The organism is Elusimicrobia bacterium HGW-Elusimicrobia-1, assembly GCA_002841695.1.
In the GTDB taxonomy this organism is placed as follows: domain Bacteria; phylum Elusimicrobiota; class Endomicrobiia; order PHAN01; family PHAN01; genus PHAN01.
Window position 1 is genome coordinate 15,714 of record PHAN01000018.1, and the last position, 15,594, is coordinate 31,307.

The following is a 15,594-nucleotide window of genomic DNA, read 5'->3' on the forward strand; positions in this document are numbered from 1 at the left end:
ATCACTCCACGGTAACCGACTTAGCAAGATTTCTGGGTTGATCCACGTCGTTTCCGCGCAGCACCGAACAGTAATACGCGAAGAGTTGAAGAGGCACCACGTTTATCAGGGGCGAAATAAACTCCGGCACTGTCGGCACCTTGATGAGGTGCGTGGTTTTTCCGTCGAAAGAATCGTCGTTATCCGACACCAGAGCTATCACCGTACCCGAACGCGCGCGAACCTCTTCGATATTTGAAAGTATCTTGTCGCGTATCGCGCTGTCGGTGGCGACAACCATTACGGGCATATTCTCGTCGATAAGCGCTATCGGGCCGTGTTTCATTTCACCCGCGGCGTAGCCCTCGGCGTGAATGTAGGATATCTCTTTTAATTTCAGGGCGCCTTCCAACGCTATCGGATAATTTACGTTTCTTCCCAGATAAAGAAAGTCCTTCGCGTGGAAAAATTTCTTCGCGAGTTTTTCTATCGAGGCGGAATCTTTGAGAGCCGCCGCCATTCTCACGGGCGCGTCCCATAATTCCAGGGACATCCGCTTTATTTCCTCGCGGGGCAGGGCTTTCCGCTTAACCGCCCAGTCCAGCAAAAGCATATACAGCGCCGTAAGCTGCCCGGTAAAGGCCTTCGTCGAAGCCACTCCGATTTCGGGACCGCAGCGCGTAAACAAAGAAGCCGCCGCTTCGCGCGAAGCCGTGGAACCGATTACGTTCGTTATGGCAAGCGTGGGCACTCCGGATGATTTCGCCAGACGAAGACCCGCCAGCGTGTCGGCCGTCTCGCCGGACTGGGTAATCGCTATCACGAGAGTGTTTTTTCCCAACACCGGATTCCGATAACGAAATTCCGAGGCGATGTCGACCTCGCAGGGGAGAGCCAGAAATTTTTCAAACAGGTATTTACCGACGAGACCGGCGTGGTACGATGTTCCGCAGGCGACTATATGCACTCTTTCGAGCGTCGGGGCGATGGACGAAACCATTCCCAGTTCTTCGTCGAGAATCGCCAAACCCTCTTCGGGATAAAGACGTCCGCGGAATGTATCCTGCACCGCCTGCGGCTGCTCGAATATCTCCTTGAGCATAAAATGCTTGTATCCGCCCTTTTCCGCCTGTAGAGAGTCCCAGTTGACGACAACGACTTCGCGCTCGACTTTGGCGGAACCGTTGAAAAATTCTATTCCCGAAGCGCTTACGCGGGCGATGTCGCCGTCCTCAAGAAAGGCCACGCGCTTGGTGTAGGGAAGAACGGCCGGTATGTCGGAAGCCGCGAAATTTTCACCGTCGCCGAAACCCACTATCAGCGGCGCGTCCTTTCTGGCAACGACGAAAGAATCCGGCTGGCCGGCGGCTATCACCGCAAGCGCGTACGCGCCGGTAATTTCGCCGATAGTTTTTCTTACCGCGTCAAGAAGCCCGCCGCCCGAAGCAAAATGCTTCTCGACAAGATGCGCGACGACCTCAGTGTCCGTCTCGGAACGGAAAATATGCCCCTCTGCCGCAAGTTTATTTTTGAGTTCTATGTAATTCTCGATTATCCCGTTGTGGACTACGACGATATCGCCCTTGCAGGAGGCGTGAGGGTGAGCGTTTTCCTCCGACGGCTTGCCGTGTGTGGCCCATCGCGTGTGACCTATACCCACGAACCCGTCGAGTTTATTTTTTTTAAGCGTCTTCTCCAGCCCGGCTATTTTGCCCGCCCCTCTGACGGCCTTTATCTTCCCCCCGTCGATAGATGCTATGCCGGCGGAATCATATCCGCGATATTCCAGGCGCTTAAGACCGTCGAGCACCACGGAAGCCGCGTTCTTTGTGCCGGCGTATCCGACTATTCCGCACATAATTTTTTCATCTCCCTTACGGCGTTTTCCAGCCCCGCAAAAACGGCTCTCGCTATTATCGAAAATCCGATATTAAGTTCGTTCATCCCGGGTATCAACGCCACCGCGCGGACGTTGGAATAATCCAGCCCGTGCCCCGAATTAAGAATCAGCCCGCTTTTAAGCGCGATTACCGAGGCCGACTTTATCTCGTCGAAACGTTTCCAGATGTCTTCGGGCGAGCGGGCGTTTGCGTAACTTCCGGTGTGCAGTTCCACGCAATCCGCCCCGATTTCCCTCGACGCCTCTATTTGTTTTGCGTCCGGATTTATGAACATGCTTACGGTTATTCCGGCGCCTTTAAGACGTGAAACGACTGCCGACAAATGCTTTATGTTGCCGACGACATCCAGACCGCCCTCCGTCGTAAGTTCGTGTCTTTTTTCCGGAACAAGACATACATCGTGCGGTCGGACGTCGAGCGCGACGGCCACTATTTCGTCGGAAGCGGACATCTCCAGGTTTAATTTGGTTTTTATCGCGCGGCGGAGAGCGTAGACGTCGGCATCCTGTATGTGGCGTCTGTCTTCGCGCAAATGACAGGTAATGCCCTCGGCGCCGGCGCGTTCGCAGGCCAGCGCGGCTTCCACGACATCGGGAAAGCTTTCGCGGCGCGCCTGCCGCAATGTGGCAATGTGGTCTATGTTAACGCCTAATTTGGGCATAAATTTTTCTGTCTGTTTCCCTCGAACCCCGTTGAGTATGAGTCGGGTTTTTTGAGGCGGTTCCGAACTCCTCGGCGCATCATTATGTAGGGACAGGTCGCGACCTGTCCCTGCAAATGAAATGAATGCGCCTTCGTCGGACATGCGGAACCGATTATTCCCTCAAAAATCCCGACTCATAAACACTCAAAGGGGATTCTTCGGGAAACAGACGGGGATTTAAAAGAACAGACAAAAAAATAATCAAACCGATTCAAGATAAACTTTTTTGAGCCGCGCGGCTATGGATTTTATCGCATCGCCGTCGGGCCCCTCCACCATTATGCGAAGCAGCGGCTCGGTGCCGGAATATCTCACGAATATCCTGCCCGAATCGCCGAGTTTTTTTTCTTCTTCGGCCAACGCCTCGACAAACAAAGGCAAACTCTCCAAAGATTTCTTGTCCCGCGCTTCGACATTTAAAATTGTCTGCGGATAAATCCTGACGAAGTCCGTCATCACGGAGAGCTTCGCGCCCGATGATTTCATAGCGCCGAAAAGCCGTATCGCCGTAAGTATCCCGTCGCCCGTGGCGGCGCAAGCGCCGAATATCACGTGACCCGACTGTTCCCCGCCCAGAACCGCGCGTGATTTCTTCATTTCCTCGCGCACACTTTTATCGCCGACGGGACATTCCGCCACTTTCACGCCGGACGACTTCATCGCCTTCAGAAAACCTATGTTGCTCATCACCGTGGCCACGACTACGCCGCCCGGCAAAAGCCCGGACTTTTTCATGTGAAGCGCGCAAACCGCCAAAGTCCTGTCGCCGTCCACTATGCCGCCCTGTTCATCGGAAAATATCGCGCGGTCGGCGTCGCCGTCGAAGGACACTCCGCAGTCGGCGCCGACTCGCACGACTTCGGCGGACATTCCTTCGGGGTGAAGCGAACCGCAGTTCTCGTTGATGTTCCTGCCGTCCGGCGACGCGTTTATGACGACAACTTCCGCGCCCGCGGCACGCAAAATCTTCGGCCCTGACGTCGAAGCCGCCCCGTTGGCGCAATCGACTACTATTTTAAGCCCGTCCAACCTGACGTCGCAAAGCCCGGCCGTATAGCGTTCATAATCCGCCGCCGTCGAAAAATCGGCGGCGTACAATCCCGCCTTGACCGGCGGCCGCTTTCTCGGCGCCGAAGCAAAATACTCTTTTTCTATCTCGGATTCGAGCGCATCGGAAAATTTTTCGCCGTCCGGCGAAAAAAACTTTATTCCGTTGTCCCGCCACGGATTATGCGACGCCGAAACGACAACGCCGGCCGCAAATTTTTTGGCGCGCGCCAGGTAAGATACAGCCGGCGTAGGAACCACTCCGGCCGACAGCAACAACACGCCGGCCGCGGCAAAACCTTCCGCCAGACGTTTTTCTATCTCTTCGGACGACTCGCGCGTATCGCGTCCTATGACCGCACGGCAATCGGAGGCGGAATGTTTTTTGAGAACTCTCCCCGCGCAATAGGCCAAATGCTCCACGCAAAACGCGTCGCGGGCAAAAAACCCCTTGCCGTATTCTCCCCGTATTCCGTCGGTGCCGAAAAGCTTCATTGATAAGGATATATTTTAATTGGTCCCGATATAGACCCGGATGAGGATGGCGAAAATCACCGCGATAATCTTGAGTTCTACGTTCTCTTTCAACCGCTCTATGAATTTTTTATTCATTTTACTTTCTTATGGTCCTCGAATATTCCGATAAGTTTTTTCTCCACGTCGTCGGGACTTACATTATATCTCAGTTGTCCGGTTTCCGCCATGGCCACCCGGCCCGTCTCTTCGGAAATGACAACGACGACGGAATCCGTAATTTCGCTCAACCCCAGCGCCGCGCGATGTCTTGTGGCGCCGTGCGGAATGTCTTTTTCAAGAGACAAAGGCAGCACGCATCCGGCGGCCATAAGTTTTGTATTGCTGATTATCACGGCGCCGTCGTGCAGCGGCGTTTTGGGCGTGAAAATAGTCACAAGAAGTTCTTTCCTGACGTTCGAGTTGAGTATTGTGCCGGATTCAACATAATTCATAAGGCCGGTCTTGCGTTCAAAAACTATTATGCCACCCACCCTGTTGGCCGAAAGTTCTCTGACCGCCGCAATCGCCTCGTGGATAAACTCCACGTTATCCGTCACAAAAAACTTTTTTAAGGGCCGCGCGCCCAGAAAAGCCAGAACCGAGCGTATCTCCTGCTGAAAAATTATGGCCACAATAACCATTCCGGCCAGCCAGAATTGGTTGAGTATCCAGTGAAAAGAGCTTAGCCCCAGAAGCTTCGATGCGATTGTAACCAGGAACAACAACACTATCCCCAAAAATATTTGTATCGTGCGCGTGCCGCGAAAAAGAAGAAGCAGCCGGTAAATAAGGTAACTGACTATGGCCACGTCGAGCGCGTGCACGATGATGTTTTTCCAGATTCCCGTTATGATGTCCATAATGATGCCGGTTACCCGATGGCCGCCAGTGTCCTGAAAAATTCAGAGTGCGCGCGCACGTCGTGAACCCTTATTATCGACGCTCCGTTAGACACCGCCGCCAGATGCGCCGCAAGCGTCCCGAACAATCTGTCGTCGGGATTTTCCATGCCTTTTATGCTCCCCAGAAAAGATTTTCTGGACGCGCCCACAAGCACCGGCCTGCCGACATCGGCGAACTCGCCGAGACGCCGGATGATGTCCATATTGTGCGCGGGAGTTTTACCGAATCCTATCCCGGGGTCAACGGCGATATTCTCGGGCGCAACGCCTCCGGATACGGCAAACCTTACCCGTCCGGCAAGATATTCTTTGATTTCGGCCACGACGTCGCCGTACTCTATAACCCCGGTCTGCATCGACGGCGGCGCGCCCTTCATATGCATCAAAATAAGACCTGCGCCTGATGAAGCGGCTACGTCGGCCATACGGCCTCCGGAAAGGCCGCAAGCGGTAACGTCGTTTATTATCGCGGCTCCGGCGGCGACTGCCGCCTCGGCGACTTCGGGCTTTGAGGTATCCACGGAAACAGTCGCGGAGAAACGTGATACGATATATTCTATCGCCGGCACAACACGCGCGATTTCTTCGTCCGCGGAAACTCCGTATGACCCGGGACGGGTCGATTCGCCGCCGACGTCGATTATGTCGGCGCCTTCGTCGAGCATTTCGCGCGCCCTTGAAATCGCGGCTTCAAGCGCCGAATATCTGCCGCCGTCATAAAACGAATCCGGCGTAACGTTGAGCACTCCCATAATCAGCGGCCGTCGCGGAGTGGCCTCGAAAATTCTTTTGCGGGCAAGAAACCTCATAAAGAATAAAAAATATTGCGACTAAGAAATTGAGTAATCAGGTTTACCCCCAATTCCCTAATTTCCCAATCTCATAATCTCGGTTTTTCCGGATCAGCGGCCCGTTATAAGCGACATCGCCTCGGCGCGGGTTCTCTGGTCGGACGCGAATACGCCTTTTACCGCCGACGTGACCACTTTGGCGCCCGGCTTTTTTATTCCGCGCATCGTCATACAGAAATGCTCCGCCTCTATCACGACCATCGCGCCGTAAGGACGGGCGACCTCCATAATGTCGGAGGCGATTTGCTGAGTTATTCTTTCCTGCAGCTGCAAACGCCGCGAATACGCCTCGGCAAGGCGCGCAAGCTTGGATATCCCGAGCAATCTGTCCTTCTTGGGAATATAGGCGATATGGGCGCGGCCGAAAAATGGCAGCAGGTGATGTTCGCACAACGAATATATCGGAATGTCTTTTACGAGCACTATCTCTTCGTGATTTTCGTCCTCGTACTGAAGTTTCAGAAGTTTTCGCGGATCTCCGAGGGAACCGGCCAGCGCCTCTTTGTAAAAATCGGCCACGCGGCGCGGTGTTTCCCGCAAACCTTCCCTGTCCGGGTCCTCGCCCAGGGCCGCCAGCAACTCACGGATAATACTCTTTATTTTCTCAGGTCGCGCTCGCCGCGGGTAATGCGGCAGCGGGAGCTTCGCCGATGTTTTCTTTGCCATTTTTTTTAGGTTCTCTTCCATTTATTATGTCATCCACATCTTCGGAATCCAGCACTTCTCTTTCTACGAGATACTTAGCCAGGCGTTCGAGCAGATGTTTGTTTTCTTCGAGCACTTTATATACGCGCGATTTGGCGTCTTCGACGATTTTTTTTACTTCTTCGTCTATGATCTGGAGCGTCTTTTCGGAAAGATGCATCGGGCGGGCCAGTTCCTTTCCCAAAAAGATTTCTTCTTCCGGCCGTCTGAGCGAAAGCGGCCCGATTCTTTCGCTCATGCCGAATTCGGAGACAACCTTGCGGGCGATATCGGTGGCCTTGGCCAAATCGTTCTGCGCGCCGGTGGTAATCTCGCCGAAAATCAGTTCCTCGGCGGAACGCCCGGCCAAAAGAACCGCCAAACGGGAGAAAATCTCGGAGCGCGTAGTCAGGTATCTGTCTTCAAGGGGCAGCTGAAGCGTGTATCCCAGAGCGGGACCGCGGGGTATTATGGAAACCTTGTGAACGGGATCGGTGCCCGGTATCATCTTGGCGGCCAGCGCGTGACCGGCTTCGTGATAAGCGATTATATTTTTTTCCTGTTCGGATATCATCCGCGATTTCTTTTCCGGCCCCGCGATGACCCTGTCGATGGCGTCCTCAAGTTCCTTCATACCGACGGCCTCGAGGTTGCGGCGTGACGCCAGAAGCGCCGCTTCGTTTACAAGATTCGCAAGGTCGGCGCCCACAAAACCCGGAGTGCGGCGGGCGATTACTTTTATATCGACGACCGGCGACAGCGTCACGATTGCCGAGTGCACCCTTAAAATTTCCTCGCGGCCCTTCAGGTCGGGGGTCGGCACGTTTACGTGCCTGTCGAAACGCCCCGAACGAAGAAGCGCCGGATCAAGCACGTCGGGACGGTTTGTGGCCGCTATAAGTATGACGCCCTCTTTGGTGTCGAAGCCGTCCATTTCAACAAGAATCTGATTGAGCGTTTGCTCTCTTTCGTCGTGACCGCCTCCGAGTCCGGCGCCGCGGTGACGTCCCACCGCGTCTATTTCGTCGATGAAAAGCAGACACGGCGCGCTCTTGCGGCCCTGCTCAAAAAGGTCTCTGACCCTGGAAGCGCCCACACCCACGAACATCTCGACGAATTCCGATCCCGATGACGAGAAGAACGGAACCCCCGCCTCGCCGGCCACTGCTTTGGCGAGCAGTGTTTTGCCGGTGCCGGGCGCCCCGTAAAGCAGCACGCCCTTGGGTATCTTGCCGCCGAGACGCAGAAACTTTCTGGGGTCCCTTAAAAATTCGATTATCTCCTGCAACTCTTCCTTGGCTTCGTCGCAGCCGGCCACGTCCTTGAAGGTTATTTTTGTGTCTTTTTCGGAGCGGAGCTTGGCGCGGCTTCGGGCGAAAGTCATGGCCTGTTTTCCGCCGCCCTGCATATTTTTGAGCATAAAAAGCCAGAAAATAATAAACAGTATTATCGGACCGAAATTAAGAAGCGCCGTCGCTAACCATCCGGCGCCGCTCTCGGCGGAATAACTGGCCACGCCGTGGCTGCCGAGTTCTTCGGCAAGGCGGGAATCCGGCAGAGGAACCGTCTTGAAGCGCAATTTTTTTTGATTGTCGCCGGCGTCGGTATATTCTCCCTTGATAAGATTTTCCTTCACACTCACGGAAGCCACTCGCCCCGCCTTGAGCATTTCGTGGAATTCGGAATATGGGATTTCTTTTTCGTGAACGGACTCGCGGGACATTCTCATAAAAAAGAATATCCCCAGAAAAAGAAGCACCCAGACAAGAAATCCGCCCCAGTTACGATCTTTCATTTCGCCTTCTTGTATATTTCGGGTTTAAGAACCCCGACAAAAGGAATATTGCGATAACGCTCTTTGTAATCGAGCCCGAACCCGACGAGAAACTCATTCGGCACGTCGAACCCCTTGTAATCCACGCGCACTTCTTTTTTTCGCGCGGCCGTTTTGTCCAGCAAAACGCAGACCGCCAGCGAATTCAGCCCGCGGGTCAAAAGGTTGCGGCAAAGATAATCAAGCGTGTAGCCGGTATCTACTATATCTTCTACGATAAGAATATTCTTCCCGACGGGCGACTCCCTTAAATCCATTATCATCCGGACCACCCCCGACGATTCGGGCTCGCCCTTATACGAGGATACCGATATAAAGTCAATACTGCATTGAGTGGATATATTTCTGAGAAGGTCGGCAAGAAAAACGACACTGCCTTTGAGGATGGAAACAAGCGTAAGGTCCTTGCCGGCGTAATCGCGCGAGATAGCCGCGCCGAGTTCCCTTACTTTCGAGCGGATGGCTTCTTCGTCGATAAGAACGCGTTCAATGTCGTCGAGAGGATTTAAGGAGAGTTTCATTTATGACGCGACCGCCTTCTTTTTTTAGCGACAAACCGCCTGTTTTCAGGACGCGGGCGGCGGAATCCGACAGAAAACCGTCGACCGTACGAGTCAGCGCAAAATCATTCAACTCGCCGAGCCATATTCCGACGACGCGGCTTCTGACGGAGACATTATACCGAAAAAACTTTTTCAAATCAAGAACTCCGCCGGAAACAACTTTGCCGTAAGCTGCCGCCGCCGCCTCCTCCAGAAAATCCGAGTCGCCCGAGAGCATTTCGGCCAGGTTGGAAAGATGCCTGACTACGGCGGGATTGAGTTTTTCCATTTCCGGAATCACTCTTTTGCGCACGGCATTTCTCAAAAACCGCTCGTCTCTGTTGGTGGAATCCGAAGAGTATCCGAAACGCCTGCGGCGTAAAAAATCGAGCAGTTCTTTTTTTCTGAAAAAAACAAGCGGGCGAATCAATTCGATTCCCCGCGCCAGGTGTCGCGCGGGAGGTATCCCGCCCAGTCCCTTAAGTCCGGTGCCGCGCAGCAAACGCATAATCAGGGTCTCGGCGTTGTCGTCGGCGGTATGCGCGGTCATTACGATATCGTATCCGCCGGAGCGCGCGATTTTTTCAAGCAGCCGATAGCGCTCTTTACGGGCTTTATTCTCCACGGACGCTCCGGCGCGCGGGATTTTGATTTTTATTATCGCCGACGGAAAACCGGTGGCGGCGGAAAGTTTTTCCACGACGGCGATGTCCCCCGCTATTTCTTTGCGCGAGCGAAGCCCGTGGTCAAAGTACACAAGTTCGGCGGAGGCGAGGCCGAAAAGCGCCCGATATTTATGCAGCAAAAGCGCCAGAGCCGCGGAATCCGGCCCGCCGGAAGCGGCCACGAGTATTTTAGACCCGCGCGGAATCAGACGCTTTTTTTTGACGATTTCGGCGAAGGATTTTTCCATCATAAAAAAGAAAACTGGCAGGGGTGGGGGTCGAACCCACGACCAACGGCTTATGAGTCCGCTGCTCTACCACTGAGCTACCCTGCCAATTGAAACTGTATTCTACAAAAAACGCCGCGACAAGACAAAATTCCCCTCCCTGTCATTCCCGCGCCACACCTACGGGCGGTCACCCGCAGGGTGAAAAGCGGGATAGCAATCCCGCCGCTACAACTTTTGTAGCGGTCGCATTGCTATGCGACCTGTTACCAAATTCCGCATAAAAAAAGAAAGCCGCGTTTTTACGCGCGACCATATTTGAATACACGATGAATATCTGTTTCCGAATATACTATGTGTTTATGCGCCTGCTTTAATACTGGTAGGAAAATCTTATGCCGAATGAAGCCGCGGAGAAATTATACGGAAAGTATTTTTCATATTTCATATTGGAGCTCGAATTCTGGGTAACATAATAGTAGGTAAGGGTGGTAACGTCGTTGGGATGATTGTTGAATCCGAGGGAGACGTACTGCGAAACGTTGGACTGCTTGTCCGTCAGAAAATTGCCGTCCTCATCGCGTGCGGGGCGGTCGGAGTAAGATTTTATTTCCTGCTCCCAGCTCAGGAACGTGTCCCACTTTTTTGTGATCCTGACAATTACCGGAAGCGCTATGCTTATCTGCGAATTGGAGTAATAATTGCCGAAAAATCCGTTTGCCGCTGGCGTCGTGGAAGTTACACTGTCGAAGTGAAGATAATTCTGGTTGGATGTTCTGCCCGACCATTTAATTTCCGGAGAAATCCCCGCGACACCATACTGGAAATCGCGGCCCGCACGGATGGATGTTATGCTGTCCTGCTGCAACGCGCCGGAGTAGAATGTGCCGTCGGCCTGAGCGACATTGGTTATGGTTTTCTGCTTGAAATAATTTTGCAAGGTCAGATCCAAAACCGCTTTTACTTTATTCCATTCGGCGGTCGCGCCGACCTGCACGAGCGCGTGATCCTGCTTGCCCTCGGAAGATGTTACGTCGTCGCCCGTGGATCTGATTTCGGCCACAAGGTCGGTATAATTGGGAAACAGCATTGAATGGTATTGTAACGCGGCGCCGACCTTAAACTCCCCCAAAACCTTTTCGGCTCCGACGAGGCCGCCCACGCGGTTCATGTCATATAGTCCGGTGCCCCAAAGTTCGTTGGTGCCGGAACGTCGAAATTCTTTCCAGTAATCAAACTGTGACTTTATCTTCATATCCCACGGCGTCGTCCACGTATGTCTGAAAACAAACATATGGTCCATGGTGCGGTCGGTAAACTGTTCGCCTTCCTGTCTCTTGATTCCCGGCCCCGTATATTTGATCTGATAGAAACCCAGCACCGAGTGCTCGGGATTTATACGCGCAAGCACGCCCAAGTCGTTAACGAGATTTAAGTCGAAAATAAGATCCCCGCGCGACGGCAGCGAGATACCCTCGGTCAGTTGTAAATTATAGTAGGGCGCAAACTTCGGCGCCGCGAAAGAAACGCTCGAAATGACGGCGACAATCGCAAACGCGGCTACGCTAATATTCAATCCGTTCTTTTTCATCTCTTGGTGTTTCGCTTTTTCTCAACTGCCCGCTTCTTGTCTCCAAATTATTGCGTCTTCAGAAATACCAGTGCCACGCCATAAAAGGATGTATCACGAACATTCCTTCGGGGTATATGTTCATTCCCGCCTCAAAGTGAGGAGAGGAAGTGGCGACGCGCGCCATAAGTTTTCTGTACTGCAGGCCGTAGGCGATATGGCTGGTGACAAAACGGTCTTTACCCGTCTGATGCTCAAGTCCCCAAAACAGGAACGTCTCGGATTGCGCCACGTTAAATTCCTTAAAACCAGGGAGATTGTCTATGGGCGACTCGTCGAATTTCAACTGCAAATTCACGTAGGAATATTTGGGCCCGAAAAATATACGCGTCTTATCGGAAAGCCGCTTGGTCAGTATCAACGCCACCGAGTAATCGTACAGGGAAGGTTTTGCGCTGTCGGTAGAGGTCATCGCCGCGGCTAAGACCGTCACGGCGGCATTCTGTCCGTACTGGCCTTGCACGTCTATCTGAGGCCAATAGCCGGTCTCATCGAGCGCTTTGACTTTAAGATTAAGGCCGGGCCACGCGAAAGGCAAAAAAGACGGAAAGAGATTGAACCTGACTTGCGCGCGCCGGTAAGAAGGCACGGGCACGGAATCGTCCATATCGGAGTGTAAATTGAAAAGCAGGTCGGCGGGGTTGTCCAGAAACTTTGTGGCCATCTCAAATGCGAAGGGAGGTATGGATTCGCCTTCGGCCAACGCCGGGCGCGGATGGGACAGAAACAGCGCAAACAAAGAAAAAACTGCGAGGATGCCGAACAGACGTTTTATCATATTGCCTGATTATTCTACTAAAACCGGACGGATTTGTCAATAAACCATTCCGACTGCGTCAAACGGCTCAATTTTACTGGCTGGAGCTTGAATCGGAAGTTTTGAATTTTCCAAAATCCACTCCGCTGGTCAGCAGTTTTGTCGCCGCGGCCACGGCCAGATCCGGAGTGTAAACAAGGTCGATATTGCGCCCGCCGAATAAGTCGCCCGTGACGGCTCCGGTGTCCTTATTTATCTCTTTTACAAATAGCACGTTCTGAAACGCTATTTTTTTGAATGTGTCGAAAGGATTGGAATCGGCAGAAGCGAACGACGCCTCGGACAAAAGTCCTCCGGAGTTGTTTATGCCGTAGTTTTCCGTCCACATGGAAACATATTTCGTCACACCGTCTTTTTCCACTTTTATTTCCGGCGATTTGGCCCACATGGCGAATTGGGTCAGTTCAAGCGATTCATCATCGGAAATAGCCACGCCGGTTTCTTTGCCGACATGGCCGTCCAATTTGGGGTCGTAATCCTTATTGACTTTCCAGCCGTTTATGGTGACTTCGCCGTCCATTTTGTCTTTTGTGACGGTTCTGGTCTCCGTTTCCCAATGTCCGTCGACCCACACACTGCCGTCGCCCGATATCACCGCCCATTGGCCGTTGACCCAGTAGGTGTATGTCTCATCTTCGGTAACCGTTTTTCTTGTGCCTACGGTCATTATGGTATCGGTTCTGTTGGACATAGACACGCGGGTCTTGTCTACCTTTATATCCTTTCCGGCTCCGCCGTCTCCGAAAAACGCCGGCCATTTAGCTATGTCGGACGGCACGGCTTGCGAAAAAGTAACCTGTGAATCCATTATGTCGACGCGGGCGCTCGACGGCCCGGTGTAGGCGCCAGGAAAAAATCCTGAATATTTGTACGAGTCCCTCTTGGTTATGTTGACTATCTGGAGTGTGTCGTTCGTGGGACGGAGCAGCTGCTGTTCAACACGCACAAGATTGCCGAAGCGGTCTATGAGCGTGCGACCCGACGCTATATCGGCCTGTTTAATTTCGTTGGTCAGGTCGCGCGTCAAGACGATGTCGCTGCGGATTTCGCGCACCATTTCGCGGATTTCACGGCGCATCTCGGCCATTTCGGCGGCTATTTCATCTTTCTCGGCGGCGACTTCGGCCTTTTTCTTATCCTCCGATTTTTCTCCCTCGGACGGAGCTTTGCCCTGATCGCCGGAAGGAGCGCCGACGGCGTCCTGCCATTCCTGCTCGTATTGTTGCATCTGCTCGGGGCTCACGGCCTCTTTCTGTATTGACCCCGTATCGTCGAATTTAGCCAGCATTCCGGCTTCCACGACGGACGGAGCGGACATAGCCAAATCGCCGAAATCAACCGCGCCTTCAAAAACTAAAAGTTGCCCGCCGGAATCCATCGCGAAATCCGTGCCGCGGACGGAAGCCACCGAAACGGGGGTTCTGACGTTAAACTTTGATCCCTGCATAAGCTTCACTTTGGCGCGAAGGCGCCCGACCAAAAGAGAAAACACACTTTCTTTTTCCGGAGCGTTGGATATTTCCACTTCGGAATTCTCTCTGACCCATACTTTGGATTCGCCGTCGAGTATTTCAACGCGTGAAGCCGCGGATGTCTTTACTTTGTCGCCGACGGCAAGTTTTTCTCCGGAGGCCGCGGGACGTTCCGCGCCGGCCGAAAGTATTTTGACGTCACCCACGGAGGTCGATATCTGTCTTTGGGCGAAAGCGTCCTTTGCGGCGATGGCCAAAGCAAAAATCGCAGCCGATAAAATCATAGAAATTGTTTTATTGTTCATATAAAAGCCCTCCCGGCAGTGTCGGCCGTTTTACTGTAAAATCCAAACGTCTTACTTGCCTGTTATGTTACCAGAAATCCGCCCAAAAGTCAATATCCGGAGGCAAGTGTGAACAAAGTCACTTTTTTTCTTCACGACCGTCGACGACAGTGTGGACGCGGCGTTTATCCACCTGGGACTCCAGACGCTTGATTACACGCTCCTTGGAAAGGATTTCGGAGTCGTGACGGTTAATTTCGCTGTTGCGCTCGAGTTCCAGTGTGTAGAGGCGGCGTTTAAGCTCGCTTTCCGCGACTGTTTTTTCATCGAGGCGGGTTCGGATTTCGGCGGCTTTTTGCTCGATTACAATCTTAGCCGCCCGCTCCTCGGCGAGCGCTTTTTCAAGCGACTCGATAGAGCGCGACATTTTGGCCGAGCGGCTTTCGCCGTCGTCGGCGGCGACGCGGGCGGCAACGGAGATTTCTTTAATTTTAGCTTCGGAGACGGCGCGGTCTTCCTCGGCGCGTTTGGCAAACGCGCGGCGTTCTTCGTCGACCGAGGCCTTCAGGTTGCTGGCTTCAAGTTCGGTGGCGGACATGCGCTCCTCGGCGCGGATGCGGAGACGTTCTTCCTCTATGCGGGATTCTTCCAGAGATGTTATGACTTTTATTTTTTCAAGAAGCGATTCTTTGAGGGCTTTTACCTCTTCGTCCATTTTGGCGGAGAGTTTCCCGCGGTGCAATTTTTCGTCGTTGAGCGCGGTCTCGGCGCGCGATAGCTTTTCTTCCGATACCGTTATCTTTTCTTTAAGTTCGTACTTTTCTTTAAGGTATGACTGCTCGTCGGCCAGAATCTTTTCTTTGAGCGCCAGAATCTTTTCTTCTCCGGCCGATATTTCGTCTTTGAGCCGTCTGTCTTCGTCGGAGTATTTCCGGCGCAGGTCGGACAACTCCGAGCGTAAGGATGTAAGAGCGGCTCGCAGCGAATCCGATTCCGTCCGGTATTTTTTGACTTCTTCCTCGACGGAGGCCCATCTGCGCGTCTGATTCATGCGCTGCGTCTCAAGTTCGGCGGCCTGCGAACGGATGCGGTCAATGGATGTTTCGCGTTCTTCGTCGAATTTCTTCTCGACGACCCGCGTCTTCGCCTCGGAAAGCTCCAGGCGGTGCTGCATCGAGAGAAGCTCCCGATGTTTTGTTTCTATGACTTTTTCCCAGCGTTCGCGCTCACGGTCGAAACGACGCTTGGCAAGCCGCAGGGATTCTTCCGCCACGGACTTTTCCGCGTGCATAAGTTCCTTAAGCACGGAGTCGGGGGAGCCGTAATTTTTTATTTCGTCTTTTTCGTCCATAAGTGTTTTGCGAAGATGCCGTACCACGAGGTCATTTTACCATAATCGGGGCGTGAAAAGAAAACGTCGTACGACAAAGAGTGTGAACAGTGAATAGAAAAGACAAAAGCGGCGGCGAATGGAAGGCGCGGCGTCGGACAATGGTAAATTCCCCCTTAACAAAGGGGGTACGGGGGTTGTAAAATCGCC

General features: G+C 53.1%; 13 protein-coding genes and 1 tRNA gene. All 14 read right to left on the reverse strand.

Going from position 1 to position 15,594, the window contains the following annotated elements; genetic code table 11:
- Position 1: 1 nt before the first annotated feature.
- Positions 2-1,837: a glutamine--fructose-6-phosphate transaminase (isomerizing) gene (glmS, locus tag CVU77_08140; protein ID PKN00854.1), complete on the reverse strand. Its 1,836-nt coding sequence runs from the start codon at positions 1,835-1,837 to the stop codon at positions 2-4.
- Complete coding sequence (locus CVU77_08145; protein PKN00855.1) at positions 1,825-2,541, reverse strand: pyridoxine 5'-phosphate synthase; 717 nt, start codon at positions 2,539-2,541, stop codon at positions 1,825-1,827. Before CVU77_08145 ends, glmS begins: the two co-directional genes overlap by 13 nt.
- A 243-nt stretch (positions 2,542-2,784) precedes the next feature.
- Positions 2,785-4,125 carry a phosphoglucosamine mutase gene (gene glmM, locus CVU77_08150; GenBank protein PKN00856.1) on the reverse strand — a complete coding sequence of 447 codons (1,341 nt, stop codon included), beginning with the start codon at positions 4,123-4,125 and terminating at the stop codon, positions 2,785-2,787.
- A 113-nt stretch (positions 4,126-4,238) separates the two neighbouring features.
- Positions 4,239-5,006, reverse strand: a complete 768-nt coding sequence (locus tag CVU77_08155; GenBank protein ID PKN00857.1) for a TIGR00159 family protein — start codon at positions 5,004-5,006, stop codon at positions 4,239-4,241.
- Positions 5,007-5,017: 11 nt separating this feature from the next.
- A complete protein-coding gene (gene folP / locus CVU77_08160; protein PKN00867.1) occupies positions 5,018-5,800 on the reverse strand; it encodes a dihydropteroate synthase in 783 nt (260 codons plus the stop codon).
- A 150-nt stretch (positions 5,801-5,950) separates the two neighbouring features.
- Positions 5,951-6,565 (reverse strand): GTP cyclohydrolase I FolE, encoded by a 615-nt coding sequence (gene folE, locus CVU77_08165; protein ID PKN00858.1) that lies wholly within the window; start codon positions 6,563-6,565, stop codon positions 5,951-5,953.
- Positions 6,504-8,378, reverse strand: a complete 1,875-nt coding sequence (locus tag CVU77_08170; protein PKN00859.1) for a cell division protein FtsH — start codon at positions 8,376-8,378, stop codon at positions 6,504-6,506. The genes folE and CVU77_08170 overlap by 62 nt, the downstream gene beginning before the upstream one ends.
- The gene (hpt, locus tag CVU77_08175; GenBank protein PKN00860.1) at positions 8,375-8,938 is read right to left on the reverse strand and encodes a hypoxanthine phosphoribosyltransferase; all 564 of its coding nucleotides are present in this window, start codon (positions 8,936-8,938) and stop codon (positions 8,375-8,377) included. Before hpt ends, CVU77_08170 begins: the two co-directional genes overlap by 4 nt.
- Positions 8,904-9,875, reverse strand: coding sequence for a tRNA lysidine(34) synthetase TilS (tilS, locus tag CVU77_08180; protein ID PKN00861.1), 972 nt, complete (start codon positions 9,873-9,875; stop codon positions 8,904-8,906). Before tilS ends, hpt begins: the two co-directional genes overlap by 35 nt.
- 12 nt (positions 9,876-9,887) lie before the next feature.
- Positions 9,888-9,959, reverse strand: a tRNA-Met gene (locus CVU77_08185).
- A 265-nt stretch (positions 9,960-10,224) separates the two neighbouring features.
- Positions 10,225-11,442: a hypothetical protein gene (locus CVU77_08190; protein PKN00862.1), complete on the reverse strand. Its 1,218-nt coding sequence runs from the start codon at positions 11,440-11,442 to the stop codon at positions 10,225-10,227.
- A gap of 58 nt (positions 11,443-11,500) precedes the next feature.
- Complete coding sequence (locus CVU77_08195; protein ID PKN00863.1) at positions 11,501-12,259, reverse strand: hypothetical protein; 759 nt, start codon at positions 12,257-12,259, stop codon at positions 11,501-11,503.
- Between the two features lie 73 nt (positions 12,260-12,332).
- Positions 12,333-14,075: a hypothetical protein gene (locus tag CVU77_08200; protein PKN00864.1), complete on the reverse strand. Its 1,743-nt coding sequence runs from the start codon at positions 14,073-14,075 to the stop codon at positions 12,333-12,335.
- Positions 14,076-14,193: 118 nt separating this feature from the next.
- A complete protein-coding gene (locus CVU77_08205; GenBank protein PKN00865.1) occupies positions 14,194-15,405 on the reverse strand; it encodes a hypothetical protein in 1,212 nt (403 codons plus the stop codon).
- Positions 15,406-15,594 lie beyond the last annotated feature (189 nt).

Bases quoted from the DNA above. Each gene is read 5' to 3' on its own strand.
- glmS (PKN00854.1), bottom strand. From the start codon at position 1,837: ATGTGCGGAATAGTCGGATACGCCGGCACAAAGAACGCGGCTTCCGTG.
- CVU77_08145 (PKN00855.1), bottom strand. From the start codon at position 2,541: ATGCCCAAATTAGGCGTTAACATAGACCACATTGCCACATTGCGGCAG.
- glmM (PKN00856.1), bottom strand. From the start codon at position 4,125: ATGAAGCTTTTCGGCACCGACGGAATACGGGGAGAATACGGCAAGGGG.
- CVU77_08155 (PKN00857.1), bottom strand. From the start codon at position 5,006: ATGGACATCATAACGGGAATCTGGAAAAACATCATCGTGCACGCGCTC.
- folP (PKN00867.1), bottom strand. From the start codon at position 5,800: ATGGGAGTGCTCAACGTTACGCCGGATTCGTTTTATGACGGCGGCAGA.
- folE (PKN00858.1), bottom strand. From the start codon at position 6,565: ATGGCAAAGAAAACATCGGCGAAGCTCCCGCTGCCGCATTACCCGCGG.
- CVU77_08170 (PKN00859.1), bottom strand. From the start codon at position 8,378: ATGAAAGATCGTAACTGGGGCGGATTTCTTGTCTGGGTGCTTCTTTTT.
- hpt (PKN00860.1), bottom strand. From the start codon at position 8,938: ATGAAACTCTCCTTAAATCCTCTCGACGACATTGAACGCGTTCTTATC.
- tilS (PKN00861.1), bottom strand. From the start codon at position 9,875: ATGATGGAAAAATCCTTCGCCGAAATCGTCAAAAAAAAGCGTCTGATT.
- CVU77_08190 (PKN00862.1), bottom strand. From the start codon at position 11,442: ATGAAAAAGAACGGATTGAATATTAGCGTAGCCGCGTTTGCGATTGTC.
- CVU77_08195 (PKN00863.1), bottom strand. From the start codon at position 12,259: ATGATAAAACGTCTGTTCGGCATCCTCGCAGTTTTTTCTTTGTTTGCG.
- CVU77_08200 (PKN00864.1), bottom strand. From the start codon at position 14,075: ATGAACAATAAAACAATTTCTATGATTTTATCGGCTGCGATTTTTGCT.
- CVU77_08205 (PKN00865.1), bottom strand. From the start codon at position 15,405: ATGGACGAAAAAGACGAAATAAAAAATTACGGCTCCCCCGACTCCGTG.